This is a genomic window from Oceanobacillus chungangensis (genome assembly GCF_003369565.1).
GTDB lineage: Bacteria > Bacillota > Bacilli > Bacillales > Amphibacillaceae > Oceanobacillus > Oceanobacillus chungangensis.
This window is the reverse complement of sequence record NZ_PIOD01000016.1, coordinates 22,581-46,494: the sequence shown is the minus strand read 5'-3', so window position 1 is coordinate 46,494 and position 23,914 is coordinate 22,581. Positions and strand designations below refer to the sequence as shown.

At 38.7% G+C, this 23,914-nt stretch carries 22 protein-coding genes, 2 pseudogenes and 2 riboswitches; of the genes and pseudogenes, 16 read left to right on the top strand and 8 right to left on the bottom strand.

Annotated features, from left to right (window positions below; genetic code table 11):
* Positions 1-91: 91 nt before the first annotated feature.
* Positions 92-754, bottom strand: a complete 663-nt coding sequence (locus CWR45_RS13535) for a methionine ABC transporter permease (RefSeq protein ID WP_115750399.1) — start codon at positions 752-754, stop codon at positions 92-94.
* On the bottom strand, positions 744-1,769 hold the full coding sequence (locus CWR45_RS13530; protein WP_115750398.1) for a methionine ABC transporter ATP-binding protein: 1,026 nt from the start codon (positions 1,767-1,769) through the stop codon (positions 744-746). The genes CWR45_RS13535 and CWR45_RS13530 overlap by 11 nt, the downstream gene beginning before the upstream one ends.
* A gap of 98 nt (positions 1,770-1,867) precedes the next feature.
* Positions 1,868-1,976, bottom strand: a riboswitch (SAM riboswitch).
* A gap of 480 nt (positions 1,977-2,456) precedes the next feature.
* Between CWR45_RS13530 and CWR45_RS13525 the strand changes: the two genes are divergently transcribed.
* From CWR45_RS13525 to CWR45_RS13505, 5 genes are all read left to right on the top strand, one after another.
* Entirely contained in the window at positions 2,457-3,638 is a 1,182-nt protein-coding gene (locus tag CWR45_RS13525) for an ABC transporter substrate-binding protein (protein ID WP_115750397.1), read from the top strand.
* Between the two features lie 116 nt (positions 3,639-3,754).
* Complete coding sequence (locus tag CWR45_RS13520) at positions 3,755-4,630, top strand: branched-chain amino acid ABC transporter permease (protein ID WP_115750396.1); 876 nt, start codon at positions 3,755-3,757, stop codon at positions 4,628-4,630.
* Between the two features lie 8 nt (positions 4,631-4,638).
* Positions 4,639-5,592 carry a branched-chain amino acid ABC transporter permease gene (locus tag CWR45_RS13515; protein ID WP_115750395.1) on the top strand — a complete coding sequence of 318 codons (954 nt, stop codon included), beginning with the start codon at positions 4,639-4,641 and terminating at the stop codon, positions 5,590-5,592.
* Positions 5,582-6,370 (top strand): ABC transporter ATP-binding protein, encoded by a 789-nt coding sequence (locus CWR45_RS13510; protein ID WP_115750394.1) that lies wholly within the window; start codon positions 5,582-5,584, stop codon positions 6,368-6,370. The genes CWR45_RS13515 and CWR45_RS13510 overlap by 11 nt, the downstream gene beginning before the upstream one ends.
* The gene (locus CWR45_RS13505; RefSeq protein ID WP_115750393.1) at positions 6,363-7,070 is read left to right on the top strand and encodes an ABC transporter ATP-binding protein; all 708 of its coding nucleotides are present in this window, start codon (positions 6,363-6,365) and stop codon (positions 7,068-7,070) included. The genes CWR45_RS13510 and CWR45_RS13505 overlap by 8 nt, the downstream gene beginning before the upstream one ends.
* A 44-nt stretch (positions 7,071-7,114) precedes the next feature.
* On the opposite strand, the gene CWR45_RS13500 is transcribed toward CWR45_RS13505, so the two are convergent.
* Positions 7,115-7,411, bottom strand: coding sequence for a hypothetical protein (locus tag CWR45_RS13500; RefSeq protein ID WP_425453631.1), 297 nt, complete (start codon positions 7,409-7,411; stop codon positions 7,115-7,117).
* Between the two features lie 556 nt (positions 7,412-7,967).
* Here CWR45_RS13500 and CWR45_RS13495 point away from each other — a divergent pair.
* The 5 genes from CWR45_RS13495 (at position 7,968) to CWR45_RS13475 (ending at position 14,216) form a co-directional block, all read left to right on the top strand.
* Positions 7,968-9,437, top strand: coding sequence for an ABC transporter permease (locus CWR45_RS13495; protein ID WP_115750392.1), 1,470 nt, complete (start codon positions 7,968-7,970; stop codon positions 9,435-9,437).
* Between the two features lie 177 nt (positions 9,438-9,614).
* Complete coding sequence (locus CWR45_RS13490) at positions 9,615-10,286, top strand: ABC transporter ATP-binding protein (protein WP_211315971.1); 672 nt, start codon at positions 9,615-9,617, stop codon at positions 10,284-10,286.
* The gene (locus tag CWR45_RS13485; RefSeq protein WP_115750390.1) at positions 10,279-11,796 is read left to right on the top strand and encodes a PASTA domain-containing protein; all 1,518 of its coding nucleotides are present in this window, start codon (positions 10,279-10,281) and stop codon (positions 11,794-11,796) included. The genes CWR45_RS13490 and CWR45_RS13485 overlap by 8 nt, the downstream gene beginning before the upstream one ends.
* Before the next feature lie 150 nt (positions 11,797-11,946).
* A riboswitch (glycine riboswitch) is annotated at positions 11,947-12,024 on the top strand.
* A gap of 536 nt (positions 12,025-12,560) precedes the next feature.
* Entirely contained in the window at positions 12,561-12,836 is a 276-nt protein-coding gene (locus CWR45_RS13480; protein ID WP_115750389.1) for an ACT domain-containing protein, read from the top strand.
* A gap of 18 nt (positions 12,837-12,854) precedes the next feature.
* Positions 12,855-14,216, top strand: a complete 1,362-nt coding sequence (locus CWR45_RS13475) for a PFL family protein (RefSeq protein ID WP_115750388.1) — start codon at positions 12,855-12,857, stop codon at positions 14,214-14,216.
* A 103-nt stretch (positions 14,217-14,319) separates the two neighbouring features.
* Here the strand turns inward: CWR45_RS13475 and CWR45_RS13470 are convergent, their stop codons facing one another.
* The 4 genes from CWR45_RS13470 to CWR45_RS13455 form a co-directional block, all read right to left on the bottom strand.
* The gene (locus CWR45_RS13470; RefSeq protein WP_115750387.1) at positions 14,320-14,538 is read right to left on the bottom strand and encodes a hypothetical protein; all 219 of its coding nucleotides are present in this window, start codon (positions 14,536-14,538) and stop codon (positions 14,320-14,322) included.
* A 218-nt stretch (positions 14,539-14,756) separates the two neighbouring features.
* Positions 14,757-15,689, bottom strand: a complete 933-nt coding sequence (locus CWR45_RS13465; protein ID WP_115750386.1) for a glycerophosphodiester phosphodiesterase family protein — start codon at positions 15,687-15,689, stop codon at positions 14,757-14,759.
* Between the two features lie 259 nt (positions 15,690-15,948).
* On the bottom strand, positions 15,949-16,284 hold the full coding sequence (locus CWR45_RS13460; RefSeq protein WP_115750385.1) for a L,D-transpeptidase: 336 nt from the start codon (positions 16,282-16,284) through the stop codon (positions 15,949-15,951).
* A gap of 74 nt (positions 16,285-16,358) precedes the next feature.
* Positions 16,359-16,805 (bottom strand): VOC family protein, encoded by a 447-nt coding sequence (locus CWR45_RS13455; protein ID WP_115750384.1) that lies wholly within the window; start codon positions 16,803-16,805, stop codon positions 16,359-16,361.
* A gap of 449 nt (positions 16,806-17,254) precedes the next feature.
* Here CWR45_RS13455 and CWR45_RS13450 point away from each other — a divergent pair.
* From CWR45_RS13450 to CWR45_RS13430, 5 genes and pseudogenes are all read left to right on the top strand, one after another.
* Positions 17,255-17,464: pseudogene (locus CWR45_RS13450) on the top strand (hypothetical protein); the annotation flags it as partial.
* Between the two features lie 421 nt (positions 17,465-17,885).
* The gene (locus tag CWR45_RS13445) at positions 17,886-18,863 is read left to right on the top strand and encodes a catechol 2,3-dioxygenase (RefSeq protein WP_115750383.1); all 978 of its coding nucleotides are present in this window, start codon (positions 17,886-17,888) and stop codon (positions 18,861-18,863) included.
* A 442-nt stretch (positions 18,864-19,305) separates the two neighbouring features.
* Positions 19,306-19,920 carry a YpjP family protein gene (locus CWR45_RS13440; RefSeq protein ID WP_115750382.1) on the top strand — a complete coding sequence of 205 codons (615 nt, stop codon included), beginning with the start codon at positions 19,306-19,308 and terminating at the stop codon, positions 19,918-19,920.
* A gap of 127 nt (positions 19,921-20,047) precedes the next feature.
* The gene (locus tag CWR45_RS13435) at positions 20,048-20,308 is read left to right on the top strand and encodes a metal-sensitive transcriptional regulator (protein ID WP_115750381.1); all 261 of its coding nucleotides are present in this window, start codon (positions 20,048-20,050) and stop codon (positions 20,306-20,308) included.
* 409 nt (positions 20,309-20,717) lie between these two features.
* Positions 20,718-21,017: a rhodanese-like domain-containing protein gene (locus CWR45_RS13430; protein WP_115750380.1), complete on the top strand. Its 300-nt coding sequence runs from the start codon at positions 20,718-20,720 to the stop codon at positions 21,015-21,017.
* Between the two features lie 35 nt (positions 21,018-21,052).
* On the opposite strand, the pseudogene CWR45_RS13425 reads toward CWR45_RS13430, so the two are convergent.
* Positions 21,053-21,648 (bottom strand): annotated as a pseudogene (locus CWR45_RS13425) (Sir2 family NAD-dependent protein deacetylase).
* A 160-nt stretch (positions 21,649-21,808) separates the two neighbouring features.
* Here CWR45_RS13425 and htpG point away from each other — a divergent pair.
* Positions 21,809-23,686 (top strand): molecular chaperone HtpG, encoded by a 1,878-nt coding sequence (htpG, locus tag CWR45_RS13420; RefSeq protein WP_115750379.1) that lies wholly within the window; start codon positions 21,809-21,811, stop codon positions 23,684-23,686.
* Positions 23,687-23,914 lie beyond the last annotated feature (228 nt).

Below are 23,914 nucleotides of genomic sequence, written 5' to 3'. Positions count from 1 at the left end.
GCGTAGCACGAGGAGGCTCACCAGCCGCCCGCGGAAAGCGAAGTGTATTTCCAGAGCGAATGGCACGTGCGCTCTCATATCTGTTTGGTCTTTATCGACGCATGATTTTCCTTGATAGGGTGTTGCCGAGCCACTGTGCGAGCTGTACTAGCACGATTAGGATGATGACGGTAACGACCATGACACTTGTATCAAATCTTTGGTAACCGTATGTCATTGCGATATGCCCGAGTCCTCCTCCGCCGACAGTACCTGCAACAGCTGAGAAGTCGATGAGACTGATGGAAACAAACGTAAGTCCTAAAACAAGTGGACCAAGTGCTTCCGGAATTAGAACGGTAAAGATAATGCGTAATGGGCTTGCTCCCATTGCTTGTGCCGCTTCGATAACGCCGGGATCGATACTAACTAAGTTATTCTCAACGACACGGGCAACGGTAAAGCTTGCTACAATCGTCATTGGGAAAATAGCTGCCGCAGTTCCGATTGACGTCCCAACAACCATTCTCGTTAGTGGAGAGATGGCTACTAAGAAGATAATAAATGGTACCGGTCGAATGATATTTATAATGACGTTTAAGATTTGAAAGACAATCTTGTTTTCTAAAATGTTATTTTCTCTAGTTACATAGACTAATAGGCCAATGGTGATACCAATAATAGAGCCAAAAATGAGTGTGGCAACTACCATGATTAGTGTTTCCCCGGTTGCTTCTACTATTCGTGGCCAGAATGTGGACCAATCAACGTTCATTGACAATGACCTCCTCTATATCTACTAATGTTTTCAGTTCATTTCGTACGATATCAATCTGTTTCTGTTCGCCAATGAATGAGACGATTAAATTACCAAACAATCTTTCTTGTAATTCCCTTACAGAACCATAAACGATATTGAAATCAACATCATGCTTTCTTGTTACCGTTGATAAAACAGGGTTATTTGTGATTTCCCCTTTAAAAATGACGCGATACAATGTACCACCACCACTTGCATGCCATTCTTTTAATATTGTTTCAGATGGCAGATCTTGTTGAACCGAGCGAATGAAACGCTGTGTGGTTGTATGCTGTGGATCTGTGAATGTCTCGAAAACATTACCAGATTCGATTACTTCCCCATCCTCCATAACTGCCACTTTATCGCAAATAGACTGGATGACATGCATTTCATGGGTTATTAATAAAATTGTAATCCCTAAGTCTTTGTTAACCTTTTTTAATAGTTTTAGAATGTCGGCAGTAGTCTCCGGATCCAATGCAGAAGTTGCTTCGTCACAGATTAGAATATCTGGAGATGTTGCAAGTGCTCGGGCAATCCCAACACGCTGTTTTTGCCCACCGGATAATTGGTCTGGATAATCTTTTGCTTTCTCAGCTAATCCGACAAAATTTAGTAATTCCGTTACTCGTGCATTTATTTCCTTCTTAGATGCACCGGCTAATTTTAATGGATAGGCAATGTTTCCTGCAACGGTACGAGAATTGAATAGATTAAAGTTTTGAAAGATCATCCCAATATTCCTGCGCCTGGTTCGTAAATCCTTTGCTGATAATTTGCTTACATCAATATCTTGGATCAGCACAGAACCAGATGAAGGCCGTTCTAACATGTTTACGAGGCGTAACAAGGTACTTTTACCAGCACCACTAAAACCGATTATCCCAAAAATTTCTCCCTTATTGATCGTAAGGGAAACATTTTTAACCGCATGTACTTCTCGCTTGCCTAAAGTAAAGGTCTTGGATACATCCTTAAATTCAATCATTTGTTGTTCCCCCTGAATATTATTGAGATAAAACGAAAAAATCCCCTTTTCTTATGCAGATAAGAAAAGAGGGATTCTATTTATTAGAAGCCATCTTTTTCTCATCTTTCAAATGCCGAAGCATTTGTAGGAATTGGCACAGTATTCTAAAAAGAACCTGTTGCCGAGACGTCATCGGGCCTATCCCTCAGTCTCTCTTGATAAGAAATGATGTATTACTATGTAATTTTCTTAAGATTTAAATCTAATAATAGATTCAAAATTTGATTAAGTCAATGGAAAATTTTAAGTTGTGCAATTCTGATAATTCTGGTGTTGGGTTTAGTGAACTACAGCAAAGAAAAACGGCTATGTGAGCGGAAGTGCTATTTCAACTGTATAGTAAGATTTTCAATAAAAATTGTAAAATTTGCACCAGCCCCTAAGGTGCTTGAGGTGTATTTTCGGAGCGATAGGCTAGAGAGCACCTAACTAGTCCACATTTTATATCAATCGAGCAACATATACTGCAAAATTAAATGACAGAAATAGCTGGACTAACTATCTATTTAGATTTATAATATTATAAATTAATGAAATAATTAGTAAATGTTCTATTTTCAGATAATTAGTCAGAATAGTGCATAAATAGAGAAGCAGCATGATATGAATATCTGGAAAAGATAATGTAGGAGGGGGAATTTAGTCATGAATAAGAACGTAATAAATGTTCTTTTCGCCTTAAGTTTTCTTGGAATGATACTTGCTGCTTGTGGTACAGGAGGTTCAGGTGCTTCTGGTGATGGTGGCGGAGATACAGTTCATATTGGTGTGAATATGGAGCTGTCTGGGGCGGTTGCATCTTATGGGCAGTCAGATACAGAAGGGATCGAGCTAGCTGTTGAGGAGATAAACGAAGCTGGTGGAATTGATGGGAAACAAATAAAGGTGACTAAAGTTGATAATAAATCAGATGCAGCAGAAGCAACGAATGCGGCAATTAAATTAACGAGTCAAGATAAGGTTACTGCAATAATTGGTGCTGCAACGAGTGGGAATACATTAGCCCAGGCGCAAATTGCAAATGATACGGAGACGATACTGCTTTCTCCTTCTGGAACGAGTCCAAATGTGACGATTCAGGATGATGGAACATTGAATGAATTTGTTTTCCGTACATCCTATATTGATCCGTTCCAAGGAACCGTAGCAGCAAATTTTGCAATCGATGAGTTAGGGATTAAAAACGCTGCCATTTTAGCAGATAATGCGAGTGATTATGCGAAAGGATTAGGTACGGCTTTCAAGGAAACGTTTGAAGCAGCAGGTGGAACGATTGTGGCAGAAGAGGCTTATGTTGCCAAGGATACCGACTTTCGTTCGACGTTAACTCGTATTCAGTCTGCAGATCCAGAATTCATTTTTATTCCTGGATATTATGAAGAGGTAGGATTAATTATTAAACAAGCCCGGGAAATGGGAATTGAGGTTCCTCTTATGGGGGCAGATGGTTGGGACTCTCCTACACTTGTAGAGTTGGCTGGTGCTGATGCATTAAATAATACATTTATTACGAACCACTATTCATCAGAAGATCCAGATGAAACCATTCAAAATTTTGTAACTAGATATAAAGAAGAATATGATGGAGCATCCCCAAACGCCTTCCATGCACTTGGCTATGATTCTGTCTACTTATTAGCTGATGCAATCGAGCGTGCAGGAAGTACAGATTCTACTGCAATAAAAGACGCACTAGAAGAAACGAAGGATATTAAGCTAGTTTCAGGAGTTGTTACGATTGATAAGGATCATAATCCAATTAAATCGGCAACAATCCTAGAATATGTTGATGGGGAGCAAGTTTTTAAAACAAAAATTAATCCGTAATAAATGAAAAGTAAAAATGCTTGCATTTATTTAAGTTTAACAATAAATAATTTTTGTGAATGGGAGAAGGATGCTTCTCCCATTTTTAAACTCATGATTTATAGGGGTGAGAAACGATGGAATGGCTACAGCAGCTTTTTAATGGGATATCACTCGGCAGTATTTATGCATTAATTGCCCTTGGGTATACCATGGTATATGGAATTATTAAGCTAATTAATTTCGCCCATGGTGAAGTATTTATGATTGGCTCGTTTACAGGATTTTATGCAATTGCATTTTGGGGACTTGGATTTTTTCCAGCGCTTATCTTATCAATGGCGGTTTGTGCGGTGTTCGGTGTGTTGATTGAACGTATTGCGTATAAACGGCTGCGAAGCTCTACAAGAATTGCGGCTTTGATTACAGCAATTGGGGTCTCCTTATTAATTCAATATGTCGTTATCTATATTCGTGGTGCACAACCGGAGGCATATCCGAATGTATTGCCAAACCGATCATTTGATATATTTGGTGTACAAATTAGCAGTCAATCACTCCTCATTCTTTTGGTTTCTGTCGTACTTATGATAATCCTGCAATTTATTGTCCATCGAACGAAGATTGGCAAAGCAATGCGGGCTGTTTCATTTGATCCAGATGCAGCAAAATTAATGGGGATTAACGTAAATAATACGATTTCTGCTACGTTTGCAATTGGTTCTGCACTTGCAGGGGCTGCAGGGGTAATCTTTGGTGTTTACTATACAAAAATTGAACCTCTGATGGGAATCATTCCCGGACTAAAGGCTTTTATTGCCGCAGTTTTAGGTGGAATCGGCATTATTCCCGGAGCAGTTATTGGTGGATTTGTATTAGGAATTGTAGAAACGGTTGTAAGTGCGCTTGGACTTTCCTTATGGAGAGATGCAGCAGCATTTATTATTTTAATTTTAATCCTCATCTTTAGACCTTCAGGCATCTTTGGGAAAAATTCGAAGGAGAAAGTGTAGGTGCTATCATGTTGAAAAAAGTGAATACATTTTGGTTTTCTATCGTACTAGCATTTGTGTTCTACGGTATTATTCAACTGCTCATTTCGACCGCAATGTTAAATCCGTTTTATACAAATACCCTCATCTTTATTTGTATTAATATTATTCTAGCTGTGAGCCTGCATTTAGTAATTGGGATTACAGGGCAATTCTCAATTGGTCATGCAGGATTTCTAGCGCTTGGTGCATATATATCGGCGATAATGACGATGAAGCTTGGCATGCCTTTTTCCGTTGCGTTAATAGCTGGAGGAATTGTTGCAGCTTTAGCAGGATTAGTTGTTGGTGTTCCTAGCTTACGTCTGCGCGGGGATTATTTAGCAATTGCCACACTTGGTTTTGCTGAAATCATTCGGATCATTTTTTTAAATATTGATTATGTTGGTGGAGCGGCAGGAATGCAAGTTACTCATGCAACGACATGGACAACATCCTTTCTTTGCTTAATCCTCACGATTGTTGTCATCGCAAATTTTACAAATTCGAGACATGGTCGTGCGTGTATTTCCATTCGTGAAAATGAAATTGCTGCAGATGCAATGGGAATAAATACAACCTATTATAAAGTTGCAGCGTTTGTAATCGGATCCTTTTTTGCCGGGATTGCGGGAGGTTTATATGCGCATAATTTCTATATCATACAACCGGTGAACTTTGGTTTTTTGAAATCCTTTGATATTTTGATTTTTGTTGTATTGGGCGGGTTAGGAAGTTTATCTGGTGCAGTTGTTTCCGCAATTTTACTAACAATTGTATCCACTTTTCTCCAAGGGCTTCCCGAGACACGGATGATAATTTATAGCCTAGTACTTGTTATGGTCATGCTTTATCGTCCACAAGGATTGATGGGAACACGAGAAATAACGGATTACTTCGGAAAATGGGGAAGGGTAAAGGGAGGGAATCAGTATGGAGGCTAAGCCGATACTAAATGTCAGTCAAGTTGGGATTAGTTTCGGTGGATTAAAGGCAGTGGCTGGCTTTAATCTGGAGCTCTATCCGGGGGAGTTGATAGGGCTAATTGGACCAAATGGCGCTGGAAAAACAACGGTCTTCAATCTATTAACTGGGGTGTATACGCCAACAGAGGGTGAAATAACATTTAATGATGAAAGAATTAACGGACTTGCACCATATAAGGTGACACGCAAAGGGATAAGCCGTACCTTCCAAAATGTCCGTCTCTTCAATGAGCAGTCCGTATTAGATAATGTAAAGGTCGCATATCATTCGTTAGCAAGTCATTCTATACTAAGTTCTATTTTTCGTTTGCAAAAGCACTTTATCGGAGAGCAGGAGATGGAAGCGAAGGCAATTGATTTCCTCAAAATTTTTCAATTGGATAAGGTGAAGGATGAAAAGGCAAAGAATCTACCATATGGCGAGCAGAGAAGGTTAGAGATTGCGCGGGCACTTGCAGCTGGTCCGGAATTACTCTTACTCGATGAACCAGCGGCAGGTATGAATCCTAAGGAAACAAAAGAATTGATGGAGTTAATTTCCTTTATTCGAGAACAATTTAATTTGACCATTCTCCTAATCGAGCATGATATGAAGCTAGTAATGGGAATATGTGAGCGTATCTCGGTACTCGATCATGGTCTGCTTATTGCAGAAGGGACACCAAATGAAGTGCGAAATCATCCCAAGGTAATTGAAGCGTATCTCGGTGAGGAGGTCGTTAGCAATCATGCTTAAGGTCGAGGAAATCGATGTCTATTATGGAAGTATTAAAGCATTGAAAGGTGTTTCTTTAAACGTAAATGAAGGGGAGATTGTAACATTAATTGGTGCAAACGGAGCAGGTAAGAGTACATTATTAAAGACACTGTCTGGCTTACTAAAACCGAAGAAGGGGAAAATTGAATACCACAATAAATCAATTGCTGGAAAACAAGCTCAAACAATCGTAAAGGCAGGCATTTCCCATGTACCTGAGGGACGCCGTGTGTTTGCTAATATGACCGTAGAGGAAAATCTAGAGCTTGGAGCTTACTTACGAAAGGATACGAAGAGGATTCGCGTGGATTTTGAGAAAGTGTTTGAATTGTTTCCAAGATTATTTGAGCGGAAGAAGCAATTGTCTGGGACACTGTCTGGGGGAGAGCAACAAATGCTTGCAATGGGGAGAGCGCTGATGGCAAAACCAAAGCTGCTTCTTCTAGACGAACCATCAATGGGATTAGCACCATTGTTAGTAAAGACGATTTTCAATATTATTGAGGAAATTAATCGAGATGGAACAACCATATTATTAGTCGAACAAAATGCGCATATGGCGTTATCCATTGCGACAAGGGCATATGTAATTGAAACGGGATCTGTGATTACTTCAGGAACTGCAGAGAAGCTGCAGGCAAGTGAAGAAATCAGGCAAGCATATCTTGGAGGCATGTAAAAACTAAGGAGCAATCACGGATGGACTGCTCCTTATAAAAAGAGTTAGTAATAATAATACGGCGGGTACGGGTATGGTGGATAGTATCCGTATCCATATGGGGTAAAAAGTGTACTAGCTAATAAACCTCCTGCAAATCCACCAAGGAATGGCACGCCGAATCCACCGTGAAATCCGTAGAATGGTCTTCTGCCAAATCCGCCATGGAATCCTCCATGAAACGGTCTTCTATAGTATTCTTCATCCCAATATCCTTCCTGAGCCTCCATGTCAGTACCTTCTTGCATTCCAAAAGACTCTTGCGTTTGAAACGTATCCTGACCTTGTACTTGATTATCCACTAAGTAACCCTCATTTCTATTTTTAATTGTTTAAAGATATTTTTCCTTACCTGGTAAAGTGTTGATCTTTTAGAAAACAACTTTTGAATCGTAAATACTAAGAAGTTCGAAATGTCGTAATGATAAGACCTTTGAACATTCTTTATATGGTATGCAGATGCCTAGGGAAGTTACTGGGCGATTGTCTCATTTTAGTTGATACGAGTACTTTCCTTCGTCAAAAAACATTGACTGTTTGGCACTTTAAAGTAGTAGCCTGCTTTCTTATCAAAGGTTAAATTCTTTATATATTTGATGGTCCCCCCGATGTTCCCCCTGTAATATTTCGATCTGGTTTTTCGAAGATGCATCAATCTTCTTCCAATCATCGAAATCGGTGGTAACATCTGAATTAATCCATTATTGTTAAACAAGTACAACAATGATAAAAATAGATTGAGATGAGGGATTGTACCCAAAAATACACTTGGATAATAGTTAACTATAATATATAATTTATTCATGGTAGAAATATTTGAAAATTGGGAGTATGATGATTTTAGTGAGGGGGTTTGTAATGAATTTTATTAAACGAGGATTTTTAGGTATTACAAGAAAAAAAGGGAAATCATTAATTTTATTAGCGGTAATTTTTATCTTAGGAAATTTAATATCAGGTGCGTTTTCTATTCAACAAGCAACTGGTAATGTGGAATCGAGCATTAAAGAACGGCTGGGAACTGCCGCAACAGTAGAGATGGATCATGAAAAAATAAATGCACTGAGTGAAGAAGAATTGGGAGTAATGGAGTTCGAGGACATAGGCGTTGATTTGATTAAACAAATTGGTGAGCTTTCCTATGTGAAATATTTTGATTACAGTATGTCTACCTATCTGGGATCGGAGAGTATTGAGAGTTATCAGGGTGAAGGAATGGAAGATGAAGTTGCTATGACAGGTCCGAGCATGGACTATAGGCTGAAAGGAATTAACTATGCTCCTGTGATTGATTTTGAAGAACAGAAGGGAAAATTAGTTGATGGCCGCGTTTTCACCCAAGAAGAAGTCGATAATGGTACCTCTGTTGCCATTATTTCGAAAAAATTAGCAGATAAAAATAATCTTCATGTTGGAGATACCTTTACATTGACCAACGCGGTCTATACATATGATGAAGAGACCGGCGAAGAGGAACTTGCGACTTCTCGTGATGTCGTACTGGAAATCATTGGGTTATTTGAGCCCCAATCAATTAAAGAAGATCAGGGAGAAAGTTCAGATGGCGGTATGTTTGATTGGATGGACATTGAGTATCAAAATACGGTCTATGTTCCAAATGCGATTATTGCAAGTGAAAATAAATATAATATGGAAGAATACATGAAAACGGATGCGGAATTTGCAGCAGCGATGGAGGGGGAAGAGCAAACTTTTGAATATTACACACCATTGTTTGTCTTAAATAACCGGGAAGATAGTGAAGCATTTGAGGAAGAGGTAACTCCGTTGCTGCCGGAATTTTATACAGTAATCAATGCTTCGGATCAATATGACAGCATTGCAGGTCCGATAGAGTCGATGTCCAATTTATCAAAATATGTTCTGATAGCTGCAGTAATTGCAACCGTGCTGATTACTGGTTTAGTAGTTTTACTGTTCCTCCGGGATCGTAAACGTGAATTGGGTATTTACTTATCCTTAGGAGAACGACGGGGCCGTGTTGTCGGGCAAATACTAATCGAAGTAATGGTTGTTGCGGTAATTGGTATCACTTTATCCTTATTCAGCGGAAACTTATTGGCTGGACAGGTATCTGATACGCTGATGAAAGCGGATAGTAATATGTCTGATGAAGGTGTTATGTATTATAGTGAGATTCAGCAAACAAATTTAACGACAGAAGATGTCTTAGATTCCTATGAGGTAAACCTTAATTCAAGCTATATTCTAGGTTTCTATGGAATCGGTCTGTTAACGATTTTAATTTCAACGGTTATTCCGCTAATTTATATTGTAAGGCTTAATCCGAAGAAAATACTGATGTGATAGAGAGGAAGTTCAAAAAGTCCGGTGAAAATGACACATCGAATTTCTTCGTTGGCTCGTTTTTGCGCTGCTCACGTATTAACTGCATACGTTCCGCTGCTCAAAACTTCGCCGCCTCGAACTTCTCGGTCCTTTTCATCCTCCCTTTTGAACACGAAATAATAGAGAGGTGAGATTATGATATTAGAAGCGAAAGATTTAAATTATTATTATCAAGATGGCGAGCAGCGTCGTTATATCTTAAAAGATACATCTGTCTCGTTTGAGAAGGGTAAGTTTTATGCAATCTTAGGGCAGTCTGGTTCAGGGAAAACAACCTTGTTATCATTACTCAGTGCCTTGGATTCGCCACAAAGTGGAACAGTATCATTTAACGAAGAAGACATTAAGAAAATTGGCTATGAAAAGTACCGCCGTAATAATGTCGGTATTATTTTTCAAAGCTATAATTTAATCCCGACCTTTACAGCTGTGGAAAATGTACTCGTTCCGATGTCGATTACGGAAAATGAAATTCCGGAAGATTCAAAGACGGTGGCTTATAATTTACTAGATTTCATCGGTATTGGAAAAAGCAAAGCGGATCGTTTCGTTAATAAGCTTTCTGGGGGAGAGCAGCAGCGTGTGGCTATTGCCCGGGCGCTGGCAACTAATGTGGAGTTAATTCTTGCCGATGAGCCAACGGGAAACCTTGATGAAGAGATGGAGCAGGAAATCATTGATATCTTTAAAAAATTGGCACATGAACACGAGAAATGTGTCATTGTGGTGACGCACTCCAATGAAATTGCTTTACAGTCTGATCAGGCTTTCCATTTGAGAAAGGGTGTACTGTCTTCCTATGAGTGATTTTTTATCAAAATTCAACAAAGACAAGTACCATGACCTGGTGGATGAGCAAGAGGACAAAAAAATAAAAGATGGAAAAGATAAGAAAACGGAGAACAAGGAAGAAACAGAACCGCAGCAAAAGCAGGAGAGTCTTGCTTCTGCTGCGGAAATGGAAGAAATAGTACCTGAGCGTGATACCCCGCTTAAGTCAGATCCTATCTCCTCTAGAAGCAGTCGTCGACAGGATGCGGAAGAAGAAGTAGAGATTGATTTGGACTACCAGAGAAAAAAGAGACGCCGGATGTGGCTGATTATTTCAGGAGCCGTCTTAGCTTGTATGTTGATTTTCTTCATTTATTATATGCTTGTTCATGTTAAGCTTGAAGATTTTGTGGACAAGCCTGTTGCGGAAGCTCGCGCCTGGGCGAAGGAAAATGATGTAGAGGTTGAATTAGAACAAGAATATAATATGGAGCATGATGCAAATCAGATTATTTCTCAGGGTGTACCTGCTGGAGACAAAATACGCAAAGGGAAGACACTCCAATTAATGAGCAGTTTAGGTCCTGATCCAGAAGAAGTTATTCCACTTGCTGATTTTTCAGAGATGAGTCAAGTGGAAGCAGAAAGCTGGATAGATGAAAATAAAGCAGAGAACCTGCAGATGGTAACGGAGTACAGTGATGATATTGAAGAAGGTTCATTTATTAAGCTTACCATAAAGGACAGTGGAATTAATGAATCAGAATACCGACGTAAAGACAGTGCTGCTGTTTATTATTCAAAAGGGAAAGAAGTCTTCGAAAAGAATATCACGATACCTGACTTTACAGGAACTGCCAAAGCTGAAGTGGAGAAATGGGTAGAAACGAATGAAATTGAGATGACATATGAAGAGGCGGACTCTGACAGTATCGAAGCAGGAAATATTATTAGTCAAAGTGAAGCCGCAGACGGAAAAATCGCGAAAAGGGACAAAATGAAAGTTGTTGTATCTGTAGGTAAAGCCACAGTAGTTCCCAATTTTTGGGGACTGACTGCTGAGGAAGCTGCTACCAATTATCCGGATTTAAATGTGACAGTTAAACAGGTATATAGTGCGGAAACTTCTTATGGAACACTTATTTCACAATCTGTTGCAGCAGATACAAAGTTAACGGAAAAAGATAATAAGAATGTTACAGTTACTTATTCGTTAGGAAGACCGTATTTACAGGACTTTCGTGGACAATTAGAAGGTGAATTGCCAAGATTATTTTATGAGGAATATCAATCAAAAGGTGCTAATATTAAATATATTGTCAAGTTTGTTTATGCACCGGAAGTAAAGGGGACGGTGGTTGGTATGAGCACATTTAATGAATTTGTACCAATGACTTATACAGTAGAGGTTAGAATTAGCAATAATACTTCAGCACCGCCTAATCCACCAGCGTTTATTGAGGATGACCCAGAGGGACCTGTAGAAGTGGGAGAACCTGAGCAACCTTTGCAAGAAGAGGAAGATATTGAAGTTAATGAAAAATAAACATAATACCGGACGGCTGAAATACATTGTCCGGATGCACCGCTGATACGAATCTAGAAATCTCCTATTGACCATTTTATTGTTAATTGCTAAGATTATTCTATCTTTTTAATTAAATACGCGATGAACATTATGGATAAAACTATAATGGGAGCAGCTTCTGAAGAGATCGCAATTTTGCGGCGCCGAAGGATTCACAATCTCAGGCAAAAGGACGGAAGAGTAACGTATACATATTTTTTGTATGTTATTCTTGCATCTGCCGAGATTGGATCGATTCCAATCTCGGTTTTTAGTTTATCGGTTGTTTCTGTTGTTTGTTGGTATTTATATAAACTGCGAACTAGTTGCGATGATGACTCCCTACCTGAACAGCTTTTTTCACGGTTTGGGTTACTGTAAGAAAAAAGCTTTGGTGGTAATGCATCTTCGTTAGAGAATGTTGCTTTATTTTAAAGAGTCTACTGTCTTCCGCTCCAATAAACAGCTATGTGAATTAATAATATATTTTTCTCACTCCATTCTAGCGGAGAAAATACACGAAGACTCCTCGAAAATAAAGGGCTATTTGTCTGATTGCGATGTAACGTTACCAAAGCTTTCCCTGTCCTGCGAGAGGAAGGCTCACCAGCCCCCCGCGGAAAGCGTAATGTATTTTCGCTGCGGTAGGCCAGTAAGCAATTGTTATCCTATAGCTAATCCTCAGTATATATCAATGAAATTTAGAAACAGCCATTTTAAAAATCTTATATGAGGTGATCATGATGACGGAAAGACATGCAGTTGTTAGTGTAATTGGCAAGGACCAAGTAGGGATCATTGCAAAGGTAACAAATATATTGGCAGATAATCAGATTAATATTCTGGATATCAGCCAAACAATCCTTCAAGACTTCTTTACGATGATGATGCTTGTTGATGTTGCGGGAAGAGACAATCTCGACCGGTTGCAGGATCAGTTTAATCATTTAGGGGATGCACTTGGTTTAAAAATAAATATTCAACTTGAGGAAATTTTTCAAGCGATGCATCGTGTATAAGAATTAGGAGGGTTTAGAATGAATATTGCACATAATGAAATGATCGAAACAATAAGAATGATCCAGATGGAGAATTTAGATATTCGAACCGTTACAATGGGAATTAGTCTTTATGACTGTGCGGATGCGGATTTTGATAATCTTAATCAAAACATATATAACAAAATCACCCATTATGCAGGGGAATTAAAAGCTGTTGCGGAAGCGGTAGAACGAGAATATGGCATCCCGATTATTAATAAACGAATTTCGATAACACCAATTGCTGAAATTTTGGGAAAGGCTACAAAGGAACAAGCAATTGAAATAGCAAAAACACTTGATAAAGCGGCACTAGAACTAGGGGTAGATTTTATTGGCGGCTATTCTGCGCTCGTTCATAAAGGCATGACAAAGGGTGATGAAACATTACTCGATGCACTACCAGAAGCTTTAAGTGTTACGGAGCGTGTTTGTGCTTCGGTTTCAATTGGGACAACGAGAGCAGGTATTAACATGGATGCTGTTGCAAAAATGGGGATGATTATTAAAGAAGCGGCGGAAAGAACGAAGGATCAAAATGGTCTCGCTTGTGCAAAGCTAGTCGTCTTCTGTAATCCGGTAGAAGATAATCCATTTATGGCTGGGGCATTCCATGGTACTGGTGAAGGAGAAGCTGTCATTAATGTAGGTGTTAGTGGACCAGGAGTCGTGTTAAGCGCACTGAAACGACATGATGATGCTAATCTTAGCGACATATCCGAGATTATTAAGAAAACAGCTTTCAAGATTACTAGGGCAGGGGAACTAATTGGTCGTGTAGTAGCGGAACGCCTCAATCTTCCATTTGGAATTGTTGATTTATCTTTAGCACCAACAAATGCAATGAATGATAGTGTGGCAGAAATACTGGAAGAGATTGGTCTTGAGCGTGTCGGCACACATGGAACAATCGCTGCGCTAGCATTAATGAATGATGCAGTGAAAAAAGGTGGAGCAATGGCAAGCTCATTTGTCGGCGGATTAAGCGGGGCGTTTATTCCAGTTAGTGAGGATAATGGGATGATTCGAGGAATTATGGAAAACTCGTTAACCCTCCCGAAATTAGAGGCAATGACCTGTGTCTGCTCCGTTGGCTTGGATATGATTGCCCTGACTGGTGACGTTACTCCTGCAACCCTCTCTGGCATTATAGCGGACGAAGCAGCCATTGGCATGATTAATAAAAAGACAACCGCAGTACGAGTAATCCCTGTTCCTGGAAAGGAAGAGGGAGAAATGGTAGAGTTTGGTGGTCTGCTTGGCCGTGCACCTGTGATGGGTGTAAATCCATATAGCTCGGAAAAATTCATTAAACGAGGCGGGAGAATTGCTGCTCCTTTGCAAGCATTGATTAATTAATTTAGATACGTCTGACCCTTCCTTCTCTCATTTAGATAAATTATTCATTATTAAAGCCTCCACTTAGATTAGTGGAGGCTTCTAAATTCATAAATGATAATTATTAACCTTCAGTACCTTCTTCGTCCTCCGCACCATCTTCAGGCGCTTCTTCTTCCGTACCATCATCTGTGTTATCTTCTGTTGGTTCTCCTGATGCTGGTTCTTCAGTTGCGGGATCCTCTGTTTCTGGATCTTCTTCGTCAGCAGCACATCCAAACAATAGACCTGTAGAAAGGATTGCCCCCATTGTTGCAATTGTTAATTTTTTTAGTTTCAACATGATCACCTCTCCTAACATTTTTGGTACCCTTTTATTATAATCTATGTTCATTAATGCTAGATTACATTGGTGTAAAAGTTTTTTAATAAATCAAATAATTTGCGCTACCATTTTCCTAAACTATTTATAGAGTTAGGTATACTATCATTACTTTCACAAAGCTAGTAGTCAAAGCTAGTTAAAAAGTAGCAGGGGTTAATAAAATAAGTTTTTGCAAATCAATCTTTCAACAGATCGATTAACAGATCAGGTCTATCGGTCATAATACCATCTGCACCAAGATTAATTAATTCTTGCATCGTTTCTTTGTCATTGATGGTCCAGTAATGAACATCCATGCCACGATGCTCTGCACCACGAATTAATTTTCGATCTTGCAGGTTGATATTGCTATCCTCTGTTGGAATTTGCAGTGCATGTACGTTTTGCTTGTACAATCCATTAAGGAATAATTTATGAAAAACAACGAATTTCGTAATTTCCTGTCGTCCCCCACTAACAAGAGCCTTACCACCGGAGACATCGGTAACCATATCTACAATTTCCTGATCAAAGGATGCGATAATCACGTTTTCCTCTAATCCATAATCCTGAATAACGCTCCATAATGATTGACACATATCGCGGTAAAGCTTGGGATCATTGGAATCCTTAATTTCTATGGTGTATAGCATATCTGGGTCATTGATTATTGCAAAAATATCGTTGACAGTCGGTATATAAACACCTTTGCCACGGTAGCTATACTCGCCATCTAAGTTCTGAAAGTTTGCCGCTGCATCTAAGGATTGAATCTCCGCTAGTTTCATCTCATTGACTCTTCCAGTACCATTCGTCGTTCGATCAACCGTTGGATCATGGATCGATACTAAGTGGCCATCCTCTGTCATATGGATATCGAATTCAATGACATCGACTCCAAGTGCATAGGCATTTGTAAAAGCTGCCAATGTATTTGATGGTGCTAAATCATTTCCACCTCCATGAGCGATGACTAGCGGTTTATCGCGGTTAAATTTATGTAGTGCTTTATTTTCGGTAACAGGAAATAGATAGATAATAAGCCAGATAGCGATGATAGATCCAACAATCCAACCTGCTACTCTCCATTTTGATTTCTTTCCCTTTTCACTTTTTAAAGCAGAAGACAATCCATTCCCCTCCTCCTATTTCAATAATCTAATTATAATCGAATATTCTACCTGGATGTTAGTAAATAAAGAATAGGTGGATAGAGCCTTTTATGCTGAAGGAAAGGGAGCGGTTATTAGCATATGGAACGAAGCTTTATTAAACAGATATTAGGTATCGCTTCAGGAGCTAACGTAGCTTTCTAGGAGAAGCTGTGCACAACAGACAGGCGAACAGATTAGGAGCTGTTCACCTGTTTAAACCATTCAAATGAAAAAATTAAGAATGAATGTAGACATTTGTACCAAGTGGAACCATGTTTGATAATTCTACCACATCATCGTTATACATTCTGATACAGCCATGTGAAACAGATTTGCCGATTGAGGAAGGATCATTCGTACCGTGTATCCCGTAATGCTGCTTTGATAAACCCATCCACAATACACCAAATGGTCCTCCGGGATTTTCCTCCTTGTTAACAATCATGTAATTTCCTGTAGGTGTAACTGTCAATATTTTTCCAACTGCAATTGGATATGTTTTAAGCAGTGTACTTGCATCATAAAGCTTTAGTTGATGATTACTAACTGAAATGTCAATCCAAAGTGTCATCGTGTCACCCTTTTAGCATCATTTACCTCATTTATATGATAGTTGCCTAGTAATGACACTTCTTTATGAACAGATTAATTATTGCTTACAATTAGCATGTCATTCTCATCGAATGCCCAGTCTTCTCCAAATGCAACCTCCCAGTAGAATCCATTGGGATCCTGAAAGTATCCACTATAGCCACCCCAGAATACCGTTTCAGGTTTCTTAACGATTTTAGCACCAGCTTTTTCTGCTAACGCAAACACTTCATCGACTTCTTCTTTAGATTTGCCGTTATAGGCGAGTGCAATGCCACCAAATCCATCTGCAACAACTGGTGGATTTTCTTCACTGATGTCCTTAACTAAGTGTTCAATCGGAAACAGTGAAATTTTTGTACCATCATTATTGAAGAAAATAACATCTGGATTCGTTTCTTCTCCATGTACAACTACTTGAAATCTAAGCCCATCCCGGTAAAACTTAAGTGACTCTACCATGTCCTTTACCCCTAAAGTTATTAAATTTAATCGATTCATTTTCCCAGCTCCTCACCCCTCTGATATTCTTTCTTAATGTATATCATTCGCCCTAAGTTATTTATTTTCCTTTTTTTGGGCTTATGCAATGAGAAAATAAACTGTGAACTGACTTAAGATGATATTGCGTCTTTGACTGTGGCTGCAGAAATACACTACGCTTTCCCCGGTGAACTGGTGAGCCTTCTTGTGCTGTTGCGCTGCGAAGTCTCACCTAGGCTCTTCTTCCCGCAGGACAGGGAAAGCTTTGGTAACGTTACATCGCAATTAGACAAAAGGGACTTTATTTTCGAGGAGTCTTCGTGTATTTCTTCCGCTAGTGCGTTTGCTACTATTTATCTATCCCAATATAAGATGAGGCAGCAATACATCCCTTATGTCCGCAGTGGAAATCAACCTTGCGCCTACTTCGCAGCTTGAATCAATAGCGATAAATAATAACAAATGAGTCATGGGTCTTCTTACGCTTCGAGATAAATTTCGGTGTTGCTGTAGCGATGGGAGCAGCTGCAGGAGCAGGTGGAATTGGTTTTGAGTTATTCATGGCATCTGGATTCTATTTTGATCTGCGTGAAGTCGGCTTCATTACCTACGCAATTTTAATTCTTAGTTGTTCATTGATGCTGAGAAATAACGGTTCTTCAAGCGGGTTGAAATAATCTCTAATACTACTGCAATACAGCAAATCTGGTGTCACGCAGTAAGAATTTAACTGTGCTTTCAATTGTTAGATTACCGTCGGACAGTTGAAAGCACAGTTTTTATTATTACTTTTACTAAATTAAAACTTTTGTGTATTGGTTCCGCATAGAGGAACTGCCGTCTTTTTTCTAATATTTATTCTCATATAATGAGATTAAGTAAGGATCATTCAGCCATATAAATTCCACAGACGGATAACTCTGAAGTGAATTTATAGTGTGAAGAACATGTTATAGTTGTTGCTGGAAACCATCATAGATTAGTAACCCGTTTTCTAATGTAATTAGTACGGAATTATTAAATCGGTAATTAGCTTTAAAAGATAAAATGTAAGCGATTACGAAATGGTTTTGTAATTTATACAGGGGAGGAATTACAATGGAGAAAGAACAAATTTTTGATGTCGCGCAATTAGCACATGTGGAGATTTTTACACCGGAGCCTGACAAAACACTATGGTTCTTCAAAGAGTTACTGGGGATGAGTGAAACGAAAAGAGAAGGTCAATCTGTATACTTACGTGCGTATGAGGATTTTTATCATCATACTCTGAAGGTGACGGAAGGAAAACAACCAGGCTTAGGACATGTTGGCTGGCGGGCAAGCTCGAAGCAAGCTTTGGAACGTCGTGTTGAGGCTTTAACGAAATCGGGCTATGGCAAAGGATGGATTGATGGAGATCATGGTCATGGTGATGCATACCAATTTGTCACACCAGATGGACATAATATGGAGATTCTCTGGGATGTGGAGTATTATCAAGCACCTGAAGGACAAACGACAAAATTGAAGAACCGGCCACAAAAGCGTCCTTTAAATGGTGTTCCAGTACGTAGGCTGGATCACGTCAATTTACTTGCTAACGATCCAACGTCGAACAAGCAATTCATGATGGATGAACTTGGTTTTCGTTTACGTGAGCATTTAGTAAAGAAGGACGGGACAGATGGTGCTGCATGGTTGAGTGTAAGTCCACTAGTACATGAGCTTGCATTTCTGGGAGATGCAATGGGAGGTAAGGGCAGATTACACCATGTTTGCTATTGGTATGGCTATCCGCAACATTTAAATGATCTATCGGATCTATGTGTAGAAAATGGCATTCAAATCGAAGCAGGACCTGGAAAACACGGTATCAGTCAAGCAAATTTCCTTTATGTAATTGAGCCTGGCGGAAATCGTGTTGAATTGTTTGGTGATGCAGGATACTTAATTTTTGACCCGAATTGGGAGCCGGTTGCATGGACAGAAGAAGAAGTGGAAAAGGCAATTATTTGGTATGGTGCTCCACTTCCAGCAGAGTACTTTAGATATGGAACACCTCAAATAAAAGAGCCAGCTATTTTAGGGAAATAAGCTAGCCGTATAAGAGTGACACTCTAAAAGGCCTTCATGTAAAAGTAGAACAGATACGGGCTACTTTACATTAAGGCCTTTTTGTTTTCGAAAACTGTATCTTAATTTTCACGATCTGTAACATTAATATAAACAATAAGGATTATGTAAATTCAAATTGTCGAAAAAATGGCAGTCTGTACGGTATAAATCATTAACCCCATGTTATAATTAATATATTATTATTGATTATTGTCTTTAAGTTCATGCCGGAGAATCTAGCAATTCAATTTAGGGTATATGCATTTTGAAAAGATGGCATATATAGATTAAGCAGGATTATAGTGGATTAAACCTATTACTAAAGTATTAATTTTCAGTAAAAAATTGAGAAAATGATAGACATCTATTTCTAACATGGTAAAATTCTAGTAAGTGCTTACAAATAAAGGGGACTTTTAAAATGAAGCTATGGATGAGGAAAATTTTAGTAGCCCTAGTTACGGTTGCTACATTAGGCATATATGTTCCAACTGAATTATTGCAAGTTGATGCAGAAGAGAGTAAGGATAGTGTTGCATCAAAAGCAGAGGAAGCCGTTTCAACCTCCACTGCAGAGGTAAGGGAAGAAGCGGAAGTTGATTCTTGGCTTAATAAGGACAACCCTTATGATAGGGATTACTATATTCATAGCCTAATTGAAAAGGCAAAGGACCAAACGATTACTAAATTCGGACCTAGAATTGCAGATCATGTAGAGGATGATTTTACTGCATTTATCTTACCTAATATTGAAATGGCACTACAATCGATAATGCAAGATGCAGATGAAGATGTGTCTCGTTATTATGCAATTACCGAACAACCAACGAAAGGATACGGAGAAAAAATCTTTCACGTATACGATCATTTAAATGAACAGGATGTTGCAAGATTCCATGTTCGCCGTGATAATCGTCCATTGGATGGGTATTATTTTAATTTCCATTACCATTTAAGCAAGGACGGTTTCAAGGAACATCATGAAATTGGCGAGATATTCTGGGATAAAAATACACCACCAAAATGGATGGCATAGCTATTATAGATGAAAGAAAAGAATCTCTTATAACTAGGGGTTCTTTTCCATACCTGTACCGTCTTCTGTATATAATTTCAAGTACTACTTAGGTTCTTCACATCAAGGGATAAGGGAGAAGTGTAGAATGAAGTATAATGAAAAAGTGACTAACAGAATGAAGCGTATCGAAGGGCAAGTGAGAGGTGCTTTAAGAATGATGGAAGAGGAAAAGGAAGTTAAAGATGTGATTACACAGTTAACAGCGGCTAGAAATGCATTGGATCGTACCGCTGCGCTTATCGTCACTCAAAATTTAGAGCAAAGCATTCGTGATGAAGAAGAAAACGGAAAAAGTCCTGAAGATTTCGTGCAAGAAGCGGTTAATTTGTTAGTGAAAAGTAGATAGATTTTTTTAGCTTTAAGTTTATTTCAAAAGACCACTGCATTGATTAAGTCACAGCAGAGATAGAGTGTGGACTAATTTTAATTGTGATTTCTGATCTGGCCAGCAGTTGCTATTCACATATGAGTTACCAGTATTTTGCTGCAATCAACGTCGATAGTTAGTGGGTAAGTCATACTGTTTTCATTAGTTTTTGCACTAGCCTAGCGGAAGAAATACAGGGAGACTTCTGTGGGAAGAAGAGCCTAGGCTCACCAGCTCCCCGCGAAAAGCGTAGTGTATTCCTAGAGCGACTAGCCTGAGATTCCTAAACACTAAACTAGTCTGCACTTTATATAAAACCAATAAACATTTCGAAACAAATATAGTTTTACTATATAAATCAAGAAAAGATAACTGGAGGCAAGAAGTAATGCAAGAGATTACAGCAACAGAATTAGCAAAAAAATTAAATGACGGAGAGTCATTAAATATTATTGATGTTCGCGAAGATGAAGAAGTGGCACAAGGGAAAATCCCTGGGGCAACTCATATTCCTCTAGGAGAGTTACCTGATCGGTTAAATGAGCTAAGCAAAGAGAAGCAATATTACATGGTATGTCGTTCGGGAGCAAGAAGCGGCAGAGCAAGTGCGTTTCTAGAAGCTGAGGGCTATAATGTAACCAACATGGCAGGCGGAATGCTTGATTGGGAAGATGAAGTAGAGGTATAGGTTTCAAATATCCTTAAAAGAACTGGATTGGCAGATTAGCCATCCAGTTCTTTTAATAAGCTGCCAATCATTTTGTCATGAATAACAAGGTCTGCATACTGGTCCATTTCTGTTTTTTCCTGATTAACAATGACTAATTTCGCGCCATTTTCTTTAGCGATAAGCGGGAATTGATTTGCTGGTGTTACCGTTAGAGAAGAACCTAAAACAATAAATAAATCTGCTTTTTCCGTTTCAGTTAATGCAAATTGAAACGCTTCTTCTGGCAATGGAGCTTTTGTAATGTACCATGAAGCTCTGCCACTCGCTTACTTCCAGCCTGCTGATGAAAACCATCGACATTTTGTGTGATAATTGACTGGATAATCCCGCGCCTTTCCCAATCTGCTAAAATATAATGTCCTTCGTGAGCATTGTATTCCTTGACACCAAGCACTCGCTCACGGTAAAAATCAATAAATTCATTCACATTTTCATTGAGCGCATTTGTACTGGCGAGTTTACTCGGATCCTTTTTCCTCCATAACCCTTGGTTCGATGAACGGAAATCGGGTAACCCACTTTCGGTTGACATACCAGCACCTGTAAAGACCACTGCATAGTTGGCTTTATCTAAATACTTTTTTAACATCGCTTCTCCCACCTTTCTATTTCTAATGATACCCTGTTATTTCATTAATAGTTAATTTAATTGACACAGGAGCGATTATTATGGTATTTAAAGTATAGGGATTAGCACTCGAGATCTTAGAGTGCTAATGGAGAGTATCTTATTTGAAGGAGAGATAGCAGTGGCGAAAAAAGAGTTCCAAGCAGAATCGAAAAAATTACTAGATATGATGATTAATTCTATCTATACGCAACGTGAGGTATTCCTAAGAGAGCTTATCTCCAATGCAAGTGATGCAATCGACAAAATCTATTACCGAGCATTAACCGATGATAATTTAAGTTTTAATAAAGAGAATTACTACATAAAAGTGGTCCCAAATAAAGACGAACGTACACTAAAAATCATTGATACGGGAATTGGGATGACGAAAGAGGATTTAGAAAGTAATCTTGGCGTAATTGCGAAAAGTGGTTCCCATACATTTAAGAGTGAAAATGAAGTAAAAGATGGCCATGATATTATTGGTCAATTTGGTGTAGGTTTCTATGCGGCGTTCATGGTGTCTGATGTTGTAACGGTTGTAAGTAAATCAATCGATAGTGATGAAGCGTATAAATGGGAGTCTACTGGCTCAGACGGTTATACAATTGAATCTGCCGAGAAAAATGAAGTAGGAACAGAAATTACACTGAAAATTAAAGAAAGTACAGAAGACGATAACTATGATGAGTTTCTGGAAGAATATCGTTTGAAACAAATCATTAAGAAGTATTCCGATTTCATTCGCTACCCAATTAAAATGGACGTAACGGAAAGTAAGCTTAAAGAAGGTTCTGAAGACGAATATGAAGAGGTAGTCGAAGAACAAACCGTCAATACGATGGTTCCGATTTGGAAAAAGAACAAGAGTGAGCTTACAGATGAGGACTATGAGAATTTTTACAATGAAAAGCATTACGGTTTCGATAAGCCATTAAAACATATTCATCTAAGTGTTGATGGAACTGTACGATATAATGCAATTCTTTTCATCCCAGAGAGTGCACCATACAATTACTATTCACGTGAATATGAAAAAGGTCTAGAGCTTTATTCAAGTGGTGTGTTAATCATGGAGAAGAGTCCTGAATTGCTTCCAGATTATTTCAGCTTCGTTAAAGGGATGGTAGATTCAGAAGACTTGTCACTTAATATTTCTAGAGAAATGCTACAGCATGACAGACAACTACAGATTATTGCTAAAAACATCAGCAAGAAAATTAAGAGCCAATTGCTCAGCTTATTAAGAGATGATCGTGATAGCTATGAGAAGTTCTACAAATCATTTGGTCAACAGCTTAAATTCGGACTATACAGTGACTTTGGCCAACATAAAGAAGTATTACAAGACTTAATTCTCTTCTATTCTTCTACAGAAAAGAAAATGGTTACCTTAGAGGAATATGTATCAAGAATGCCTGAAGAGCAAAAGTATATTTATTATGCTACTGGTGATTCCAATGAGCGAATTGATAAGCTTCCACAAACAGAGGTTGTCGCAGATAAAGGCTATGAAATTTTGTATTTCACAGAGGAAATCGATGAGTTCGCAATTAAAATGCTAATGAGCTACAAAGAAAAAGAATTTAAATCTGTTTCAAGTGGCGACCTAGGCATTGAAGATGAGAATAAGGAAGAGAAAGAAGAAGCAGAAACAGAAAACAAAGACCTATTTGCAGAAATGAAAACTATTTTGGCTGACAAGGTAAAAGATGTACGAGCATCCAAACGATTAAAATCACATCCAGTTGTTATTACGGCTGATGGCGAAATATCAATCGAGATGGAGAAAGTCATTAACGCAATGCCAGACGATCAAAATATTAAGGCTGATAAAGTATTAGAAATCAACATCGACCATGAAGTATTTGGAGCATTAAAGGATGCCTTTGCAAATGATCAAGACAAATTGAAATTATATACAAACCTGCTGTACAACCAAGCACTTCTTATTGAAGGACTGCCAATCAATGATCCAGTAGAGTTTACGAATGATATTTGTAAAGTGATGGTTTGAAAAAAAGAATAAGAAGGGACAGAGCTCGGATAGCCATGCTATTCGGGCTTTTTCTTATAAGATGAAAATCGGCTGTAAATATCACTAGGGGAGTCATTATCAGCAGGAGCACAAGAATATCGCCAGTAGAAAAATAATATCAGCAGGAGCACAAGAATATCGCCAGGAGAAAAATAATATTAGCAGGAGCACAAAAACAACGCCAGTAGAAAAATTAAATCAGCAGGA

Bases quoted from the DNA above. Each gene is read 5' to 3' on its own strand.
- CWR45_RS13455 (WP_115750384.1), bottom strand. From the start codon at position 16,805: ATGAATCGATTAAATTTAATAACTTTAGGGGTAAAGGACATGGTAGAG.
- CWR45_RS13495 (WP_115750392.1), top strand. From the start codon at position 7,968: ATGAATTTTATTAAACGAGGATTTTTAGGTATTACAAGAAAAAAAGGG.
- CWR45_RS13505 (WP_115750393.1), top strand. From the start codon at position 6,363: ATGCTTAAGGTCGAGGAAATCGATGTCTATTATGGAAGTATTAAAGCA.
- CWR45_RS13480 (WP_115750389.1), top strand. From the start codon at position 12,561: ATGACGGAAAGACATGCAGTTGTTAGTGTAATTGGCAAGGACCAAGTA.
- CWR45_RS13485 (WP_115750390.1), top strand. From the start codon at position 10,279: ATGAGTGATTTTTTATCAAAATTCAACAAAGACAAGTACCATGACCTG.
- CWR45_RS13535 (WP_115750399.1), bottom strand. From the start codon at position 754: ATGAACGTTGATTGGTCCACATTCTGGCCACGAATAGTAGAAGCAACC.
- CWR45_RS13445 (WP_115750383.1), top strand. From the start codon at position 17,886: ATGGAGAAAGAACAAATTTTTGATGTCGCGCAATTAGCACATGTGGAG.
- CWR45_RS13520 (WP_115750396.1), top strand. From the start codon at position 3,755: ATGGAATGGCTACAGCAGCTTTTTAATGGGATATCACTCGGCAGTATT.
- CWR45_RS13440 (WP_115750382.1), top strand. From the start codon at position 19,306: ATGAAGCTATGGATGAGGAAAATTTTAGTAGCCCTAGTTACGGTTGCT.
- CWR45_RS13510 (WP_115750394.1), top strand. From the start codon at position 5,582: ATGGAGGCTAAGCCGATACTAAATGTCAGTCAAGTTGGGATTAGTTTC.
- CWR45_RS13515 (WP_115750395.1), top strand. From the start codon at position 4,639: ATGTTGAAAAAAGTGAATACATTTTGGTTTTCTATCGTACTAGCATTT.
- CWR45_RS13525 (WP_115750397.1), top strand. From the start codon at position 2,457: ATGAATAAGAACGTAATAAATGTTCTTTTCGCCTTAAGTTTTCTTGGA.
- CWR45_RS13430 (WP_115750380.1), top strand. From the start codon at position 20,718: ATGCAAGAGATTACAGCAACAGAATTAGCAAAAAAATTAAATGACGGA.
- CWR45_RS13530 (WP_115750398.1), bottom strand. From the start codon at position 1,769: ATGATTGAATTTAAGGATGTATCCAAGACCTTTACTTTAGGCAAGCGA.
- CWR45_RS13475 (WP_115750388.1), top strand. From the start codon at position 12,855: ATGAATATTGCACATAATGAAATGATCGAAACAATAAGAATGATCCAG.
- CWR45_RS13460 (WP_115750385.1), bottom strand. From the start codon at position 16,284: ATGACACTTTGGATTGACATTTCAGTTAGTAATCATCAACTAAAGCTT.
- CWR45_RS13490 (WP_211315971.1), top strand. From the start codon at position 9,615: ATGATATTAGAAGCGAAAGATTTAAATTATTATTATCAAGATGGCGAG.
- CWR45_RS13470 (WP_115750387.1), bottom strand. From the start codon at position 14,538: ATGTTGAAACTAAAAAAATTAACAATTGCAACAATGGGGGCAATCCTT.
- CWR45_RS13435 (WP_115750381.1), top strand. From the start codon at position 20,048: ATGAAGTATAATGAAAAAGTGACTAACAGAATGAAGCGTATCGAAGGG.